We start from the raw sequence: 17,250 nt of genomic DNA, 5'->3' as shown, positions 1-17,250 counted from the left end.
TGAAGGGGCGTTTTTTCATCAAACGTATTCGACGCTACCTATTTCGTACTCGACATCGCCGCCGGGGGTTTTCACCACCACAACATCCCCCTCTTCCTTGCCGATTAAAGCACGGGCGATGGGAGAAGTGACCGAAATACGGCCAGACTTAATATCCGCTTCATCTTCGCCGACGATACGATAAGTGACTTCTGCATCGGTATCCAGATTCATTAGTGACACGGTAACACCAAAAATCACTTTGCCGGTTTTCGGCAGTTTTGTGACATCAATTACCTGGCAGACGGAGAGCTTACTTTCGATCTCCTGAATACGTCCTTCGATAAACCCCTGCTGCTCACGAGCGGCGTGATACTCGGCGTTCTCTTTCAGATCACCGTGTTCACGCGCTTCAGCGATGGCCGCGATCACCTGCGGACGCGCTTCGCTTTTAAGGTGGTCGAGCTCTTCACGAAGGCTTCTTTCTCCCGCCACTGTCATCGGGACCTTGTTCATTGACTTGCTCCTGCATGCAGATCCTGAAGGCGTCGCACCGTAATCTCACTACCGTACTCAAGCGCCATGCAAACAGCATTAGCACCCGCCAAGGTGGTCGCATAGGGCACCTTGCGCGAAAGAGCAGTACGGCGAATGACCGAAGAGTCGTTAATAGCCTGACGACCTTCAGTAGTGTTCACAATGTAGGCGATTTCGTCGTTCTTAAGCAGATCGACGATATGGGGACGGCCTTCGTAAACTTTATTGACGTGTTCCACGGCAAGCCCGGCAGCTTCCAAAGCAGCCGCTGTTCCCCGTGTTGCACATAGCGTAAAGCCTAATGCTAACAGAGAACGGCCCACTTCGATAATCCCCGCCTTGTCTGGTTCACGAACGGAAAGGAACGCTTTACGCTCGCCGGTCAGCGCGGGTATCGCTTCGCCCGCCCCCAGCTGCGCCTTGAAGAAGGCCTCTGCAAAGGTATCGCCAGAGCCCATCACTTCGCCGGTGGACTTCATTTCCGGCGACAAAATCGGGTCGACACCCGGGAATTTATTGAACGGGAAAACCGCCTCTTTAACACTATAGAAGTGCGGTACGATTTCCTTCTCAAAGCCCTGTTCAGCAAGGGTTTTACCGGCCATGCAGCGCGCTGCGATCTGCGCCAATGATGTGCCAATGCACTTGGATACAAAAGGCACGGTACGCGAAGCGCGGGGATTAACCTCGATCACGTAGATCTCGCCATCCTGCCAGGCCAGCTGCACGTTCATTAAGCCTTTAACGCCCAATTCAACCGCCATCTGCTTCACCTGATGGCGCATTTCGTCTTGCACATCGGCAGGCAGGGAGTAAGGCGGCAGCGCACAGGCGGAGTCACCGGAGTGAACGCCCGCTTGTTCTACGTGCTGCATAATGCCGCCAATCACCACCTGCTGACCATCCGACACTGCATCGATATCGATCTCGATTGCGGCACTCAGGAAGTGATCCAGCAGCACCGGCGAGTCGTTGGAGACCTTCACCGCGTGGGTCATGTAGTTTTCAAGCTCGGAGGCGTCGTAAACGATCTCCATGGCCCGGCCACCCAGCACATAGCTGGGGCGCACCACCAGCGGGTAGCCAATCGCTTCGGCTTTATCGAAGGCTTCGGCAAAGCTACGCGCCGTGGCATTAGGCGGCTGTTTCAGGCCCAGCTTGTCGATCATCACCTGGAAGCGTTCGCGGTCTTCTGCGCGGTCGATGGCGTCCGGCGTGGTGCCAATAATCGGCACACCGGCGGCCTCCAGTTCGCGGGCCAGCTTCAGCGGCGTTTGGCCACCGAACTGAACGATCACGCCCACCGGCTTCTCTTTGTCGGCGATTTCAAGCACGTCTTCCAACGTCACCGGCTCGAAGTAGAGACGATCAGAGGTGTCGTAATCGGTGGAGACGGTTTCCGGGTTGCAGTTGACCATGATGGTTTCATAACCGTCGTCGCGCATGGCGAAGGCGGCGTGAACGCAGCAGTAGTCAAACTCGATCCCCTGGCCGATGCGGTTGGGGCCACCGCCCAGCACCATAATTTTCTGACGATCAGAGACATCCGCCTCGCACTCCTCTTCATAGGTGGAGTACATATAGGCGGTATCAGAAGCGAACTCAGCAGCACAGGTATCTACGCGCTTATAAACCGGGCGAATGCCTGCTGCATGGCGGGTTTGACGAAACGCTTTTTCGCTGACGCTGAGCAGCTTGGCCAGGCGCGCATCACCAAAGCCTTTGCGCTTGAGCTGATAGATCTCACGGGCAGAAAAGTCGGTCAGTGAGCGTTTAGCGACGGCGTTTTCAGTCAGCACCAGATCTTCAAGCTGGACTAGGAACCAAGGGTCAATATTGGTCAGCGCAAACACCTCATCAACGCTCATACCTGAGCGCATGGCATCCGCGATATAAAAAATACGCTCGGCGCCCGCAGCCTGGAGCTCGCCCTGGATAATCGCCATGTTGTCCGGCGTAAAATCGGTAATGATCGGATCGAGGCCATCGTTACCGGTTTCCAGGCCGCGCAGCGCTTTCTGCAGCGACTCTTGGAAGGTACGGCCAATCGCCATCACCTCGCCCACCGACTTCATCTGCGTCGTTAGGCGATCGTTAGCCTGGGGGAATTTCTCGAAGGTGAAGCGTGGAATCTTGGTAACCACGTAATCGATAGACGGCTCAAACGATGCCGGTGTACGCCCGCCGGTAATATCGTTTTGCAATTCATCCAGGGTATAGCCAATCGCCAATTTCGCGGCGATTTTAGCAATCGGAAAACCGGTCGCTTTAGAGGCCAGCGCCGAGGAGCGCGACACCCGTGGGTTCATTTCGATAACCACTAAACGGCCGGTTTTGGGGTCCATACCGAATTGGACGTTAGAGCCACCGGTTTCCACACCAATCTCGCGCAGGACCGCGAGGCTGGCATCACGCATGATCTGATACTCTTTATCCGTCAGCGTTTGCGCCGGGGCCACGGTGATCGAGTCACCGGTGTGTACGCCCATGGGGTCGAAGTTCTCAATCGCGCAGACGATGATGCAGTTGTCGTTTTTATCACGCACCACTTCCATCTCGTACTCTTTCCACCCCAGCAGCGACTCATCGATGAGCAGCTCGTGGTTGTTGGAAAGCTCGAAACCGCGGGTACAGATCTCTTCGAACTCTTCCTTGTTATACGCCACACCGCCGCCGGAGCCGCCCATGGTGTAGGAAGGACGAATAATCGTTGGGAAACCCAGCTCTGCCTGAATCTCCCACGCCTCATCCATGCTGTGGGCGACTTTCGCTTTCGGGCACTCCAAGCCAATGCGCTTCATGGCCTGATCAAACAGATCGCGGTCTTCGGCCATGTTAATCGCATCGGCGTTGGCACCGATCATCTCGACGCCGAACTTCTCCAGCACGCCATGCTTTTCAAGCTCTAGCGCGCAGTTCAGCGCCGTCTGGCCACCCATGGTCGGTAGAATCGCGTCGGGGCGTTCCGCCTCGATGATTTTCTCGACCGTCTGCCAGGTAATCGGCTCGATGTAAGTGGCATCGGCCATGGCCGGGTCGGTCATGATGGTGGCGGGGTTGGAGTTGACCAACACAACCCGGTAACCCTCTTCACGCAGCGCTTTACACGCCTGGGCGCCAGAGTAGTCAAATTCGCAGGCCTGGCCGATCACAATCGGGCCAGCGCCAATGATCAAGATAGTGTTGATGTCGGTACGCTTAGGCATAACGGTTCCCGCAAAAAATGGTGACGATGAGCGACAAAAGACGACGATACGGTGATGCGAGGCGCGCGTTAACGGCGTGCCTGCATCATAGCCACGAAGCGATCAAACAGCGGCGCCACATCGCGCGGGCCGGGGCTCGCTTCTGGGTGACCCTGAAAGCTAAACGCGGGTCGGTCGGTAAGCTCAATCCCTTGCAAGGTGCCATCGAACAGCGACCGATGCGTTGCGCGAACGTTGGCAGGCAGTGTTGCTTCATCCGCCGCAAAGCCGTGGTTCTGGCTGGTAATCATCACTGTGCCGGTATCTAAATCCTGCACTGGGTGATTGGCACCGTGGTGGCCGAGGCTCATTTTGACGGTTTTCGCCCCAGCCGCGAGCGCTAGCAGTTGGTGACCCAGGCAGATGCCAAATACCGGAATATCGGTTTCCAGCACATCTTGAATCGCTTTGATAGCGTAGTCGCAGGGCTCTGGGTCGCCCGGTCCATTGGCTAAAAACACGCCATCAGGCTTCATCGCCAGCACGTCAGCGGCGGGGGTTTGCGCGGGCACCACCGTCAGGCGGCAGCCGCGAGCGGCCAGCATGCGCAGGATGTTAAATTTCACGCCATAGTCGTACGCCACCACATGGTAGGGGCGCTCGCTTTTGGAAGCATCAGCGTAGCCTTCACCCAGCGTCCACTCACCTTCCGACCACTCGTAAGTTTTTTTACACGACACCTCTTTGGCCAGATCCATACCCTTCAGACCAGGGAAAGCCTTGGCGGCTTCCAGCGCCCGCGCCACTGCATCTTCGCCCTCGGCATCCGCACCGGCCAAAATTGCCCCATTCTGCGCACCTTTATCACGCAAAATGCGTGTTAGGCGGCGAGTGTCAATATCGGCAATGCCCAGCACGTTCTGGCTCTTCAGGTAGTCCGACAGCGACTGCTCTGAGCGGAAGCTGCTGGCCATTAGCGGCAAATCACGAATCACCAAACCCGCTACAGCAATAGAAGCAGACTCAACATCTTCAGTGTTAATGCCGGTATTACCGATATGGGGATAGGTGAGCGTTACAATCTGGCGGGCATAGGAAAGGTCAGTGAGGATTTCTTGATAGCCGGTCATGGCCGTATTGAACACCACCTCACCGCTGGTTACTCCATCCGCTCCAATGGCGATACCGTGGAACACACTACCATCTTCCAGGGCCAATATTGCGGGTTTGCTCAATGCGGGGTTATTCAAAACAAGATCCTCCCATGCTGGTGGGAGCCTGTAGGGCGCAGGCTCAGCAATTTCTTCATTAATCCACGACGCTCGCGATTAAAGTCATTCAATATCAAAACAAGGGCCGTAAAAAAGCGGGACGAAGCCGATAAAAAGAATCGGTTTCATCCCGCTTGTTGTTCGATGCCTTCTGAGCCGCTGGCACAAGCTAAAACTGGCTAGCGGACTCGGGACAGGCTTTGGGCTGGCCAACGCAACAAGCGCGCCGTCTAAGGTCTGTAAGTCAGAGCTTCTAAGCCACCCGGCCAAAATTTTTGAAATGTTACAGGAATTTCTGGCCTAAAACTACCCCTGAGTGACAGGGCAATTAGCATTAGTCATTCCTTAATCCAAACCCAACACATCCTGCATATCGTAACGGCCGACCTCTTTGCCGGCGACCCAACGTGCCGCGCGAACTGCGCCTTTGGCAAAGGTCATGCGGCTGGAGGCTTTATGGGTGATTTCGATGCGCTCGCCTTCGGTGGCAAACATCACCGTGTGCTCGCCCACGATATCGCCAGCGCGAACGGTGGCAAAGCCAATCTCTTTATCCGTGCGTGGGCCGCACTGACCAACTCGCTCGAACACGCCGTGCTCTTTAAGGTTACGGCCCAGGCTATCGGCGATGACTTCGCCCATTTTGATTGCGGTGCCGGAAGGCGCATCAACCTTATGGCGGTGGTGAGACTCGATTATTTCAATATCGTAGCCTTCATCGCCGAGCGCTTTGGCAGCCGTTTCGAGCAGCTTCAGCGTCAGATTAACCCCGACGCTCATATTGGGCGCGAACACCAGGGCCACCTTATCGCGGTAGCTATCAAGCTGGGCCAGCTCATCATTGCTCATGCCAGTCGTACCAATCACGATACGCTTACCGTGCTCGGCGCAGAACGCCAGATTATCCAGCGTGACCTGCGGAGCCGTAAAGTCGATCAGCACATCAAAGTCATCGACAATCGACGCCAGGGAATCGACCGCAACAACGCCGCGCTTCCCGACACCCGCCAACTCGCCAATGTCAGCGCCCGCTAAGGAGCTGCCTGGCTCCACAATTCCACCAGCCAGCGTCGCCTCAGCATCTTGCTCTACAGCATTTACCAACGTCCGGCCCATGCGGCCAGCCACGCCTACAATGGCAATTCGGGTCATGCGAACTCCTGCGCTCTGCGTTTCGGTGCGTAAGACTTATGTTTTCAAAATCAGCTCGATTATAGCAGACCCTTCGTGGCCTAGTTTTCCCAAACAATCGCCAACTCTTCATCACCGGCCATACGCATTAGGTGGCGCTCGACTACCCCCTCCAATTCATCCAGATGCTCCTCTTCGAGGGTTTCCAGGGCTACTACCAATTTATCCGATTCAGCGACCATTAAGCAGGTCCCGGTGGCAAAGGTAATGGTAGCCTGCTGATCACTCTGCTCGACCTCCAACTTATGCGCCCAGTGCTTGCACAGTCGATTGATTAAACGTTCGGCGGAAGGCGTGGCGATTTCAACACGAGATAAAGGCATAGCGGCCTCTCCATAAATGTAAGTACTTGCTAACTAAAAAAGCTACAACAACACAATTGCCGTTTAGAGCCCAATACGTGAAGCCGTCGCCGAAGAATAAATGGCAAAAACAAAGCGTAGCATGTGAACCATTCAGCGCGGCACCCCAGTGGTGCCGCCCAAACGCTAATCAGTTACAATAGCAATTGCATCTCTGTGCTATCAAAGCGTTACTGCGCATCAGTGATGCCAGACCTGTTAATCAATATTGACCAACGAGTTTAAAAAATGCTCAGTTCTCCGCGCTTAAAAATCCTGTTTGGTACGCTTATCAGCTTTGCTTGCGGCGCCACTGCTGTGGCGGACGATATCACTGTTACCGATGTCGCTGGCCGCGAAATCTCTCTGGACGCCCCTGCCGAGCGGGTTATTTTAGGTGAAGGGCGGCAAATTTATCTGCTTGGGCTACTCGAACCGGAAGACCCTTTTGCCCATGTGGTCGGTTGGCGCGAAGACTTTTCTCAGGCGGACCCTGATAACTATGCCCGCTATCTAGAGCGCTTCCCAGAGATTGAAGCGATCCCCACCTTTGGCGGCTTTAAAGACGGCACCTTCGATGTGGAGCAGGCCGCCGCGCTTAACCCTGATGTGGTGCTGATGAACATCGAAGCTAAAGCCGCCACAGAAGACGCCGCCTACGACGGCAAGTTGGCGCAGCTCGGCATTCCGATCATCTATGTGGATTTTCGCGAAGACCCGCTTGAGAACACCATTCCCTCCATGCGCATCATCGGCCAGATCATGGACGATGAAGCCGCGGCCGAAGCGTTTATCGAGTTTGCCGAGGCACAGCTGGCACGGGTAACTGACGTCATCGCCGAGGCCACTCCAGAGCGCCCCAGCGTGTTTATTGACCGGGCCGGCGGCTACTCCGACGAGTGCTGCATGAGCTTTGGCCCCGCCAACTTTGGCGATTATGTCACTCTGGCCGGCGGCCACAATATTGCCGAGGGCATTATTCCTAACAGCTTCGGCAATCTGAACCCTGAGCAGATTATTGCCGCCAACCCCGACCATGTGGTTGTTACCGGCGGCAACTGGGATGCCTACGTACCTGGCGGCGACTGGGTGGGCGTAGGGCCTGGTTCCGATATGCAACAGGCTCACGCCAAGCTGGAAGCGCTGACCGAGCGCACCGCGATGACCGGCATTAAGGCCGTTGAATCTGGCAATTTCCACGCCATTTGGCACCAGTTTTACAACAGCCCCTACTACTTTGTGGCCGTGCAGCAGTTAGCCAAGTGGCTACACCCGGAGCTCTTTGCCGACCTAGACCCCAACGCCACCATGGAAGAACTGCACGAACGCTTCCTGCCCATCGACTATGAACCCGGCTACTGGATATCGCTCCATGACGACTGATACGAGGATAACGGAAACGGAGGTCACAGAGCGCCTTTCACAGGGGCGCGCCTTCTACCATAGCCAGGTGTTCCGCCGCCAACTGATATTGGCGGCACTGGTATTAGCGCTGTTTTTTAGCCTCTGCGTTGACCTGGCGCTGGGGCCTGCGCGCTATAGCCTGGGTGAAGTCATCGCAGCGCTGTTTACGCCAGACAGCGTAAGTCAGCAGGCGCGGGTGATTCTGTGGGAAATTCGTATGCCGGTGGCGCTGATGGCGCTCGTAGTGGGCGCCAGCCTGTCGGTGGCCGGGGCCCAGATGCAAACCATTCTGAGCAACCCGCTCGCCAGCCCGTTTACCTTGGGCATTTCCGCCGGGGCCAGTTTTGGCGCCGCGCTGGGCCTCGCTTTTGGGGTGGCCATTGTGCCCGCCGCCATTGAGTTTGTAGTGCCCATCAACGCCTTTGTGATGGCCATGTTCACCGCGTTTTTAATTCATGCCTTAAGCCTAAAGCGCGGCGTGACAGTAGAGACCATTGTGCTGCTCGGCATCGCCATGGTGTTTATCTTCAACTCGCTAATGGCGCTGATTCAGTTCTTTGCCAGCCAAGAGGCGGTATCCGCGGTGGTATTCTGGACCATGGGCAGCTTGACCAAAGCGACCTGGCCCAAGTTCTGGATCGCCCTTAGCATTCTCGCTTTGTCGATGCCGCTGCTTGCCCGGCATGGCTGGGCGCTGACGGCTATGCGCCTGGGCGATGCCAAAGCCGAGAGCATGGGCGTCAATCCCCGCGCGCTGCGCTTGGAAGTGCTGGTATTGGTGTCACTACTCGCCGCTATCGCGGTAGCGTTCGTGGGCACCATTGGCTTTATCGGCTTGGTCGGGCCCCATATTGCGCGCATTTTACTGGGCGAGGATCAGCGCTTCTTTCTGCCCGGCTCAGCCCTGTGCGGCGCGCTGATACTCTCCGTGGGCTCGGTCATTTCCAAGATCATTATCCCCGGCACCATTATTCCCATTGGCATTATCACCTCGCTGGTGGGCATTCCCTTCTTCCTATTTCTAGTGCTTAACCACAAGAAGGCCTCATGGTAACCCTACAACTGAACCGCGTATCCGCCCGCTATGGGCGGTGCCCTATTCTGCAAGAGATCACCACGCCCTGCTTTCAAGGCGGGCAAGTCGTCGCGCTGCTGGGCCCTAATGCAGCGGGTAAGTCGACGCTTTTTAGGCGTGTGTTAGGACTATTGAAAGGCGAAGGCGAGGTGATCATCAGCGGCACCAGCGCCGAGCGCCCAGTGGGCTATATGCCCCAGGACACCGGCGCCAAAGCGGTGCTCACGGTGTATGAATCGGTGCTTTTGGCGCGCATGCAGGGGCGTGGATTAAAAGTGCAGCCTGAGGATTTAGCCCAGGTGGACCGGGCGCTGGACGAGCTGGCGATCACGGCTCTTGGCGAGCGCGATATTGGTGACCTCAGCGGCGGCCAGCGCCAGCTGGTCAGCGCCGCCCAAGCGCTGGTGCAAGAGCCGGAGATTCTGATGCTGGATGAGCCCACTTCGGCACTCGACCTTAACCGGCAAATTAGTCTGTTGACGGTGCTGCGCCGGTTGGCCGACCAGCGCCAGATGCTGATTCTGGTGGCACTCCACGACCTGGGGCATGCGCTACGCTTCGCCGACGCCGCCATGCTGCTGGAAAATGGCCGCCTGATTGCCTGCGGCCCCACCGCTGAAGTGATTACGCCAGCACTGTTGCAGCAAGTATATAAAGTCACGGCCCGAATTGAGCCGTGCTCGAAAGGCCAGCCGCAGCTTATCGTCGAAGCAGCCATTTAGCCGTTAACCTAAGCCGTCGCCCTTCCATCGCCGCTAGCGCTACCCCGCTTAACATCAGCGGTAGCGCTAGTAGGAAGCCGCTGGAGACCGGTATGCCAAACAGCACCCAGTCGGCGAGCACAGGCCACACCAGGGCAATATATTCAAAAGGCGCCAACCGCGACGCCTCGGCGTAGCGCAGCGCTAATGTCATCGCGATGTGGGCAGCGCCGCCAAACAGGCCAGAGAGCACCAACAGGGCAAACTCCGCCTGTGTGAGCGCGGCCCAGCCCAGCGGGAGCGTGGCAAGCCCAGCCAGCGCTGCCACCACAATAAAGTAGAAGGCGATGGAGGCAGCACTCTCGGTGCGCGAAATACGCCTCACGGTCAGTAGCGCCCCCGCGGTTAACAGCGCACCCAGCGCCCCTAACGCGTACCCGGTTATTTGCCCATTGCTGGAACTGGCATTGAGCCCAGGCAAGATCAGCACTGCCACTCCAGCAATCGCCAATATTATGCCGCCAGCGCGGTAGAGCGAGAAACGCTCCCCCAACAGCAATATGCCACCTATCGCCATAAACACCGGTGTTAGCTGGGCTAATAGTGTCGCCTCGGCAACGGGTAGCAGCGCCACCGCCGCAAAGGAGGCAAACATCGCCGCCGCCCCCATCCCCGAACGCAACGCATGCCCCAAGGGGCGCCGCGTAGCCAACCCCTGGGGAAACTCCCGCCGCAGCAACAGAAAAATCACGATAGGCAGCAGCGCAAACAATGAGCGAAAAAACACCGACTGCCCCACCGGCACTGCGTCGCTCACGGCTTTAATGCACACCAGCATGCCAGTAAACAGAGCGCCTGAGAGCACCCGGAGCAAGATGCCCTTTGTGGGCCTTTCCTGAAGGTTATCCATTGCGCGCAGCACCCCCTAAACAGCAAAAACCCCCGGCGAACCGGGGGTTTTTGAACCAAACAACTAACTGCTAACCATTATCTCAGACTTACGGCTTCATATCTTCAAAGAAGCTCTTCACGCTGTCGAAGAAGCCGGTTTTCTTCGGTGAGTGGCTGTGGCTGTTGCTGCCGTCGAAGCTCTCTTGCAGCTGGCGCAGTAAGTCGCGCTGCTCGTCGTTAAGCTTGACTGGTGTCTCGACCACTACCTTGCATAGCAAGTCGCCTGGCATGCCACCGCGCACTGGCTTCACGCCTTTACCACGCAGGCGGAACAGCTTGCCGGTTTGCGTTTCCGGCGGAATCTTCAGCTTCACGCGGCCATCGAGCGTCGGCACTTCAAGCTCGCCACCTAGCGCTGCGTCGACGAAGTTGATCGGCACGTCACACTGCAGGTGTTTACCGTCACGCTGGAAGATATGGTGCGGTTTGATGGCTACCTGGACGTACAAATCCCCAGGTGGGCCACCGTTCACACCGCTTTCGCCTTCGCCGTTCAAGCGAATACGATCACCGGTATCCACGCCGGGCGGAATCTTCACAGACAGCGTGCGTGTCTCACGGACGCGCCCTTCTCCATTACACTTATGGCACGGCACTTTGATGTGCTGACCAGAACCATGACAGGTGGGGCACGTTTGCTGCACGGCGAAGAAGCCCTGCTGCATACGCACTTGACCGTGACCGTGGCAGGTCGGGCAGGTCTCTTTAGAGGAGCCCGGCTCCGCACCACCGCCATCGCAACGGTCACACTCGATATGTCGCGGTACGCGGATATCGACTGTGGTGCCTGAAACGGCGTTCTCTAGATCCAGCTCTAGGTTATAGCGCAGGTCGGAACCGCGCGCCGGGGCATTGGGGCCACGGCGGCGACCACCGCCTCCGCCAAAAATATCGCCAAACACATCGCCGAAAATGTCGCTGAAATCACCAGCGCCAGCACCGCCGAAACCACCGCCGCCGCCTTGGCCATCAACGCCTGCATGGCCGAACTGGTCATAGGCTGCGCGTTTTTCGCCGTCGCTAAGCACTTCATACGCTTCGGACACTTCGCGGAATTTTTCCGCGGAGGTGGTATCGTCCGGGTTTCGATCAGGGTGGAATTTTTGCGCCAGACGGCGATAGGCCTTCTTGATCTCTTTCTGATCGGCCCCTTTTTCGACACCCAGGACTTCGTAATAATCGCGTTTGGACATAGGCCCTACGCCTCCTGGTTAGCTACGCACTCAACTGCACATTTAGCCATGTATTCAACTGTATATTTAACTACGTGATACTTAACTACGTGCGTCTTGGCCGCGGAAACAGCAACGCGGGAGTAAGCTCCCGCGTCACCGCTTTCCTTGGCAGAAAGAGGTTGTTACTGCTTTTTCTGATCGTCGTTGACTTCTTCGTACTCAGCATCAACCACGTCTTCGTCCGGCTTGGTGCCCGCGTTCTCGGCACCTTCACCGCCCTCTTGCTGCGCCGCTTCGGCCTGCTCAGCGTACATCTTCTGGGCTAGCTGGCCAGAGGCTTCGGTCAATGCATCCAGCTTCTTCTGAATGTTATCGACGTCGTCACCTTTAACTGCTTCTTCCAGCTCGCTGATGGCCGTCTCAATCGCCTGCTTCTCGTCGGCAGTGGCTTTGTCACCAGCCTCTTCCACCGTTTTGCGCGTGGCGTGAATCATGCCGTCAGCTTGGTTACGCAGCTGCACCAGCGCTTCGAACTTCTTATCTTCTTCCGCATGAGCTTCAGCATCGCGTACCATCTGCTCGACTTCTTCCTCGGACAGACCGCTAGACGCCTTGATGACAATCGACTGCTCTTTGCCAGTGGCCTTATCTTTCGCCGATACGTTCAGAATGCCGTTAGCATCCAAGTCGAAGGCAACCTCGATCTGTGGCACGCCGCGCGGTGCGGGCGGAATGTCAGCAAGATCAAAACGACCCAGCGACTTATTCTGCGACACTTGCTTGCGCTCACCCTGTACGGCATGAATGGTCACCGCCGTTTGGTTGTCATCCGCCGTTGAGAAGGTTTGTGTCTTCTTGGTCGGGATGGTGGTGTTCTTTTCGATCAGCGGCGTCATCACGCCACCCAGGGTTTCGATACCCAGAGTTAGCGGAGTAACGTCGAGCAGCAGCACGTCTTTAACGTCGCCACCCAGTACGCCGCCCTGAATCGCCGCACCCACGGCAACCGCTTCGTCCGGGTTAACGTCTTTGCGGGCTTCTTTACCGAAGAAGTCAGCGGCTTTCTTCTGCACCATCGGCATACGTGTCTGGCCACCGACCAGAATCACTTCGTCGATTTCAGACGCGGACAAGCCAGCATCTTTAAGTGCCATTTTGCACGGCTCAAGTGAACGCTGAACCAGATCTTCTACCAGCGACTCCAGCTTGGCGCGTGTCACCTTCACGTTAAGGTGTTTCGGGCCAGTGTTGTCGGCGGTGATGTAAGGCAGGTTCACGTCGGTCTGCTGAGCGCTGGAAAGCTCAATTTTGGCTTTCTCAGCGGCTTCTTTCAGACGCTGCATAGCGAGGTTGTCGCCAGACAGATCAATACCGCTGTCAGCCTTAAACTGGTCAACCAGATAGTTGATCAGCGCCAAATCGAAATCTTCGCCGCCCAGGAAGGTGTCGCCGTTAGTGGCCAACACTTCAAACTGGGTTTCGCCGTCAACATCGGCAATTTCGATGATTGAGATATCGAAAGTACCGCCACCCAGGTCGTAGACCGCGATGGTTTTGTCGCCGCGGGATTTGTCCATACCGTAGGCCAGTGCGGCAGCAGTCGGCTCGTTAATAATGCGCTTAACGTCTAGACCCGCAATGCGGCCGGCGTCTTTGGTCGCCTGACGCTGACTGTCGTTAAAGTAGGCCGGTACGGTAATCACCGCTTCAGTGACCGTTTCGCCCAAGTAGTCTTCGGCGGTCTTCTTCATTTTCTTCAACACTTCCGCGCTGACCTGCGGCGGTGCCATTTTTTTGCCTTTTACTTCAACCCAAGCATCACCGTTGTCGGCTTCGGTGATTTTGTACGGCACCATCTTGATATCTTTTTGGACGACGTCGTCTTTAAAGCGACGGCCAATAAGGCGTTTAATGGCGTACAGGGTGTTTTCTGGGTTAGTCACCGCTTGGCGTTTTGCCGCCTGGCCGACTAGCGTTTCACCATCATCGGTATAAGCGATGATTGAAGGGGTCGTACGACCACCCTCGGCATTTTCAATGACTTTAGCGCTGTCACCATCAAGCACGGCCACACAAGAGTTAGTTGTACCCAGGTCGATACCAATTATACGTCCCATAGCAATACCTCGAATTCGGTTGTTACAAAACTGAAAATTTAGCTTTTAAAGCTTGTCTGCGGGTTTCCCCGCGGGGTTGCCCTTTATTTGGGGGCCGCCGCTGACATTTCAAGGGCTTTTTTTTCACACACTTTTTTCACTTCTGTGCCGCCAGTGGCTTAATCGGCTTTTTTACTCACTACGACCATGGCCGGGCGCACTAAGCGTCCATTGAGCAAATAGCCTTTCTGCATAACGTCCATCACGGTGTTCGGATCAAGATCCGGGTTAGGCACCATGGTCATGGCTTCGTGTACCTGCGGATCGAAGGGCTCACCATGGGGCTCAATGCTTTCTACGCCGAATTTGTTAAGCACATCCAACTGCATCTTCAAGGTCATGGAAACGCCTTCACGGTGTATTTCTGAAGCACCCTCTTCCATGGTCTCAAGCGCTTTTTCCAAGCTATCCACCACTGGCAGCAGCTCTTTAACGAACTTCTCCAGGGCAAACTTGCGCGCTTTTTCCGCTTCCTGCTCCGCACGACGGCGCACGTTTTGCGCTTCAGCGGCGGCACGCAGGGCTTGATCCTTAGCCTCAGCCAAACTCTGCTCTAGCTCATCCACTTGGGCTGCCAGCATTTCCGCTTCAGGGTTATCGACGCTACCATCTAACGGCTTTTCGTCATTGATCAATCCTTCCAGCTCGCCTTCCATCAAGCGCTCTTCTGCGGCTTGTTCCGCCGCCTGTTCGGCGCCATCGGCTTCTTGCTCGTGGCGGGCCAGCTCATCGTCCATCGGTGTTTGCGGTTCTTTCGCCATGTTGTGCTCCTCAAAAGTAGGGCGCGACCACGCGGGCAGCGCGCAAGAAGTAAGCCTTTAAGTCACTAGCTTTAACTGATCATGCAAGCTATATGGGGGCCATTAATTCCATCTCAAGAGGTGCATTGAAGTGAGTTATTAACTACTGTATAAATCAACAACTATTGGATAAGTATCCAGCTTCTATGCTGTACCGCCTCAGGAGGCGCCATGCTTACTCAGCTAGCTATTCAAGATTTCGCCATTGTCGATCACCTAGAACTCGACTTGACTGGCGGTATGACCGCGATTACCGGGGAAACCGGGGCGGGCAAATCGATCCTGTTAGGCGCCCTTGGGCTCTGCCTGGGCGAGCGTGCCGACGCCGGCAGCGTGCGTCACGGCCGCGAACGTACGGACCTATCCGCACGTTTCGACATTCAGCACCTGCCTGCCGCCATCGAGTGGCTAACGGCGCGGGAGCTTCCCGCTGAGGAGTGCTTGCTGCGCCGCGTGGTGACCGCCAACGGCCGCTCCAAAGCGTGGATTAATGGCCACCCCGCGACTATTTCGGATCTAAAATCCCTTGGCGAGCAGCTGATTCAGATTCATGGACAGCATGCCCACCATGCACTGATGCGCGAAGAGACCCACCTTGCCCTGCTGGACGATTACGCAGGCCTAAACGATGCCACCGCTCAATTGGCCGAAACGTTTCGCGAGTGGCGCAACGCGCGTCGCCAACTGAAGAAGCTCAGCGAAGAAGGCAGTGAGGTAGAGGCCAAACGGCAGTTGCTGCGTTATCAGGTGGAAGAGCTGGATCAGCTCGGCCTGGCGGAGGGCGAGCTGGCGACGCTGGAGGAGGAGCAACATACGCTCGCCCACGCAGAAGAAACCCTGCGCGAGACCCAGTTTGCCGCCGACTGCTGTGCCAGCGATGAAGGTGGTGCACTCTCGCTGCTCAACCAAGCTTTCGCCCACTTGTGTGCCCTGCCGGGCAGTGACAAAGGCACGCTGGCCAATACACTGGCCATGCTGAGCGATGCGCGCATTCAAGTGGAGGAGGCCTCCAGCGAACTCAATCGCCTCGCTAGCACCACTGAATTAGACCCCGAGCGGCTCGCCTGGGTGGAAGAGCGCATGACCGACGTGCATCGGATCGCCCGTAAGCATCACGTTGCCCCTGAAGAACTATGCGCCCTGCATGCCGATCTACAGCGAGAAGTCGCGCAGTTAGAAGAGGGTGGCAATGACCTGGAGGCACTCAGTGCACGGGTAGTCGAGCTACGCGAAGACTATCGCCAAGAGGCGAAGAAACTCAGCGAGAGCCGTCAAAAAGCCGCGCTTCGCTTGGGTAAAGAGGTACAGCAGCAGTTGGGCTTTTTGGCCATGGGCAAAGCGCGCTTTGAAGTAGAGGTCACCGCAAAAGACGCGCCCTCCCCTGAAGGCCTTGATCGTGTTCAATTTTTGATCAGCGCCAACCCCGGCCAGCCCGCGAGGCCATTGACCAAAGTCGCTTCCGGCGGCGAATTGTCGCGGATAAGTCTCGCCATTCAAGTCGTCGCAGCGACGCACTCAACGGTGCCCAGCCTGGTATTTGACGAAGTGGATGTGGGTATTTCAGGCGCGACTGCGGAGATTGTAGGTCAATTACTGCGCAAGTTAGGCGAGAACGGTCAGGTAATGACCGTGACTCACCTACCGCAAGTGGCGGCCCAAGCACACCAGCACTTGCATATCGAGAAGCAGGCGAAACGCGACACCACGCTAACTCAAATGGCGCTGCTCGATGAGCAAGGGCGCATCAGCGAACTGGCGCGAATGCTGGGCGGTGTGACGCTCTCTGACCAAACTCTCGCTCATGCCCGTGAAATGCTGCACGCAAGTCAGCGCCCACCGCACTGATTAGAAAAGCATCGAACGGGACGTTATACGCGGCAAAATAAAACGCCCCTCATTACCTGACAAATTCCATTGATGGCGAATTTAAACAGGTAATGCAGGGGCGCTCATATTTTCGAGCCGCGAGCAGTGTCTATCCACGAACATTATTTCTTGTTCGTTGGCCCGCTGTCTTGGCGGGTCACATCGGAGCCACGCGGACGAACATAAAGCACTAGCGCATGATCCACTAACTCGTAGCCATGCTCTTCAGCGATCTCTTGCTGACGACGCTCAATGATTTCATCAACAAACTCAATGATTTCACCGCTTTCCAGGCACACCATATGATCATGGTGATCCTCTTGGGTCATCTCAAATACTGCGTGGCCACCGTCGAAATTATGACGAATAACCAACCCTGCCGACTCGAATTGAGTCAATACACGGTATACAGTTGCCAGGCCAACATCTTCGCCCGCATCAATCAGTGTTTTATACACTTCTTCCGCGCTAAGGTGGTGCTGACCCGAAACATTTTCGAGAATCTGAAGTATCTTGACGCGCGGCAGGGTCACTTTCAGACCGGCTTTGCGCAATTCATGGTTCTGATCGGCCATGGTCGCTCTTCGCAGTAACAGGTTAGGTCGGGTATGATCAACC

14 protein-coding genes are annotated in these 17,250 nt (G+C 56.3%); 4 read left to right on the top strand and 10 right to left on the bottom strand.

What is annotated here, in order from left to right:
* Nucleotides 1-18: 18 nt before the first annotated feature.
* The 5 genes from greA to ACXUPB_RS01410 all read right to left on the bottom strand — a co-directional run bounded on the left by greA (nucleotide 19) and on the right by ACXUPB_RS01410 (nucleotide 6,486).
* A complete protein-coding gene (gene greA, locus ACXUPB_RS01430) occupies nucleotides 19-495 on the bottom strand; it encodes a transcription elongation factor GreA (protein ID WP_008958788.1) in 477 nt (158 codons plus the stop codon).
* Entirely contained in the window at nucleotides 492-3,722 is a 3,231-nt protein-coding gene (gene carB / locus ACXUPB_RS01425; RefSeq protein ID WP_472955005.1) for a carbamoyl-phosphate synthase large subunit, read from the bottom strand. Before carB ends, greA begins: the two co-directional genes overlap by 4 nt.
* Nucleotides 3,723-3,790: 68 nt before the next feature.
* Nucleotides 3,791-4,936 (bottom strand): glutamine-hydrolyzing carbamoyl-phosphate synthase small subunit, encoded by a 1,146-nt coding sequence (gene carA / locus ACXUPB_RS01420; protein ID WP_472956655.1) that lies wholly within the window; start codon nucleotides 4,934-4,936, stop codon nucleotides 3,791-3,793.
* A 381-nt stretch (nucleotides 4,937-5,317) separates the two neighbouring features.
* Complete coding sequence (dapB, locus tag ACXUPB_RS01415; protein WP_472955003.1) at nucleotides 5,318-6,124, bottom strand: 4-hydroxy-tetrahydrodipicolinate reductase; 807 nt, start codon at nucleotides 6,122-6,124, stop codon at nucleotides 5,318-5,320.
* A gap of 80 nt (nucleotides 6,125-6,204) precedes the next feature.
* Complete coding sequence (locus ACXUPB_RS01410; protein ID WP_027958241.1) at nucleotides 6,205-6,486, bottom strand: DUF2218 domain-containing protein; 282 nt, start codon at nucleotides 6,484-6,486, stop codon at nucleotides 6,205-6,207.
* 267 nt (nucleotides 6,487-6,753) lie between these two features.
* Between ACXUPB_RS01410 and ACXUPB_RS01405 the strand changes: the two genes are divergently transcribed.
* From ACXUPB_RS01405 to ACXUPB_RS01395, 3 genes are read left to right on the top strand one after another with little or no spacing between them, the layout of a single operon-like run.
* Nucleotides 6,754-7,887 carry an ABC transporter substrate-binding protein gene (locus ACXUPB_RS01405; protein WP_335597342.1) on the top strand — a complete coding sequence of 378 codons (1,134 nt, stop codon included), beginning with the start codon at nucleotides 6,754-6,756 and terminating at the stop codon, nucleotides 7,885-7,887.
* Entirely contained in the window at nucleotides 7,877-8,962 is a 1,086-nt protein-coding gene (locus ACXUPB_RS01400; protein ID WP_335597341.1) for a FecCD family ABC transporter permease, read from the top strand. Before ACXUPB_RS01405 ends, ACXUPB_RS01400 begins: the two co-directional genes overlap by 11 nt.
* Nucleotides 8,956-9,705: an ABC transporter ATP-binding protein gene (locus ACXUPB_RS01395; RefSeq protein ID WP_472955001.1), complete on the top strand. Its 750-nt coding sequence runs from the start codon at nucleotides 8,956-8,958 to the stop codon at nucleotides 9,703-9,705. The genes ACXUPB_RS01400 and ACXUPB_RS01395 overlap by 7 nt, the downstream gene beginning before the upstream one ends.
* Here ACXUPB_RS01395 and ACXUPB_RS01390 read toward each other — a convergent pair.
* The 4 genes from ACXUPB_RS01390 to grpE all read right to left on the bottom strand — a co-directional run bounded on the left by ACXUPB_RS01390 (nucleotide 9,683) and on the right by grpE (nucleotide 14,727).
* On the bottom strand, nucleotides 9,683-10,594 hold the full coding sequence (locus ACXUPB_RS01390; protein ID WP_035582923.1) for a DMT family transporter: 912 nt from the start codon (nucleotides 10,592-10,594) through the stop codon (nucleotides 9,683-9,685). The genes ACXUPB_RS01395 and ACXUPB_RS01390 overlap by 23 nt on opposite strands.
* A gap of 88 nt (nucleotides 10,595-10,682) precedes the next feature.
* Nucleotides 10,683-11,828 (bottom strand): molecular chaperone DnaJ, encoded by a 1,146-nt coding sequence (gene dnaJ, locus ACXUPB_RS01385; RefSeq protein WP_179916762.1) that lies wholly within the window; start codon nucleotides 11,826-11,828, stop codon nucleotides 10,683-10,685.
* A gap of 164 nt (nucleotides 11,829-11,992) precedes the next feature.
* The gene (gene dnaK / locus ACXUPB_RS01380; RefSeq protein ID WP_472954998.1) at nucleotides 11,993-13,927 is read right to left on the bottom strand and encodes a molecular chaperone DnaK; all 1,935 of its coding nucleotides are present in this window, start codon (nucleotides 13,925-13,927) and stop codon (nucleotides 11,993-11,995) included.
* A gap of 158 nt (nucleotides 13,928-14,085) precedes the next feature.
* A complete protein-coding gene (gene grpE / locus ACXUPB_RS01375; RefSeq protein WP_472954996.1) occupies nucleotides 14,086-14,727 on the bottom strand; it encodes a nucleotide exchange factor GrpE in 642 nt (213 codons plus the stop codon).
* Between the two features lie 210 nt (nucleotides 14,728-14,937).
* Between grpE and recN the strand changes: the two genes are divergently transcribed.
* Nucleotides 14,938-16,611 carry a DNA repair protein RecN gene (gene recN, locus ACXUPB_RS01370; protein WP_472954994.1) on the top strand — a complete coding sequence of 558 codons (1,674 nt, stop codon included), beginning with the start codon at nucleotides 14,938-14,940 and terminating at the stop codon, nucleotides 16,609-16,611.
* 143 nt (nucleotides 16,612-16,754) lie between these two features.
* On the opposite strand, the gene fur is transcribed toward recN, so the two are convergent.
* Complete coding sequence (gene fur / locus ACXUPB_RS01365; protein WP_007111850.1) at nucleotides 16,755-17,207, bottom strand: ferric iron uptake transcriptional regulator; 453 nt, start codon at nucleotides 17,205-17,207, stop codon at nucleotides 16,755-16,757.
* Nucleotides 17,208-17,250: the final 43 nt, after the last annotated feature.

It is taken from the genome of Vreelandella sp. DA03-1M (assembly GCF_055725665.1).
This window is presented reverse-complemented; position numbering and strand designations above follow the sequence as displayed.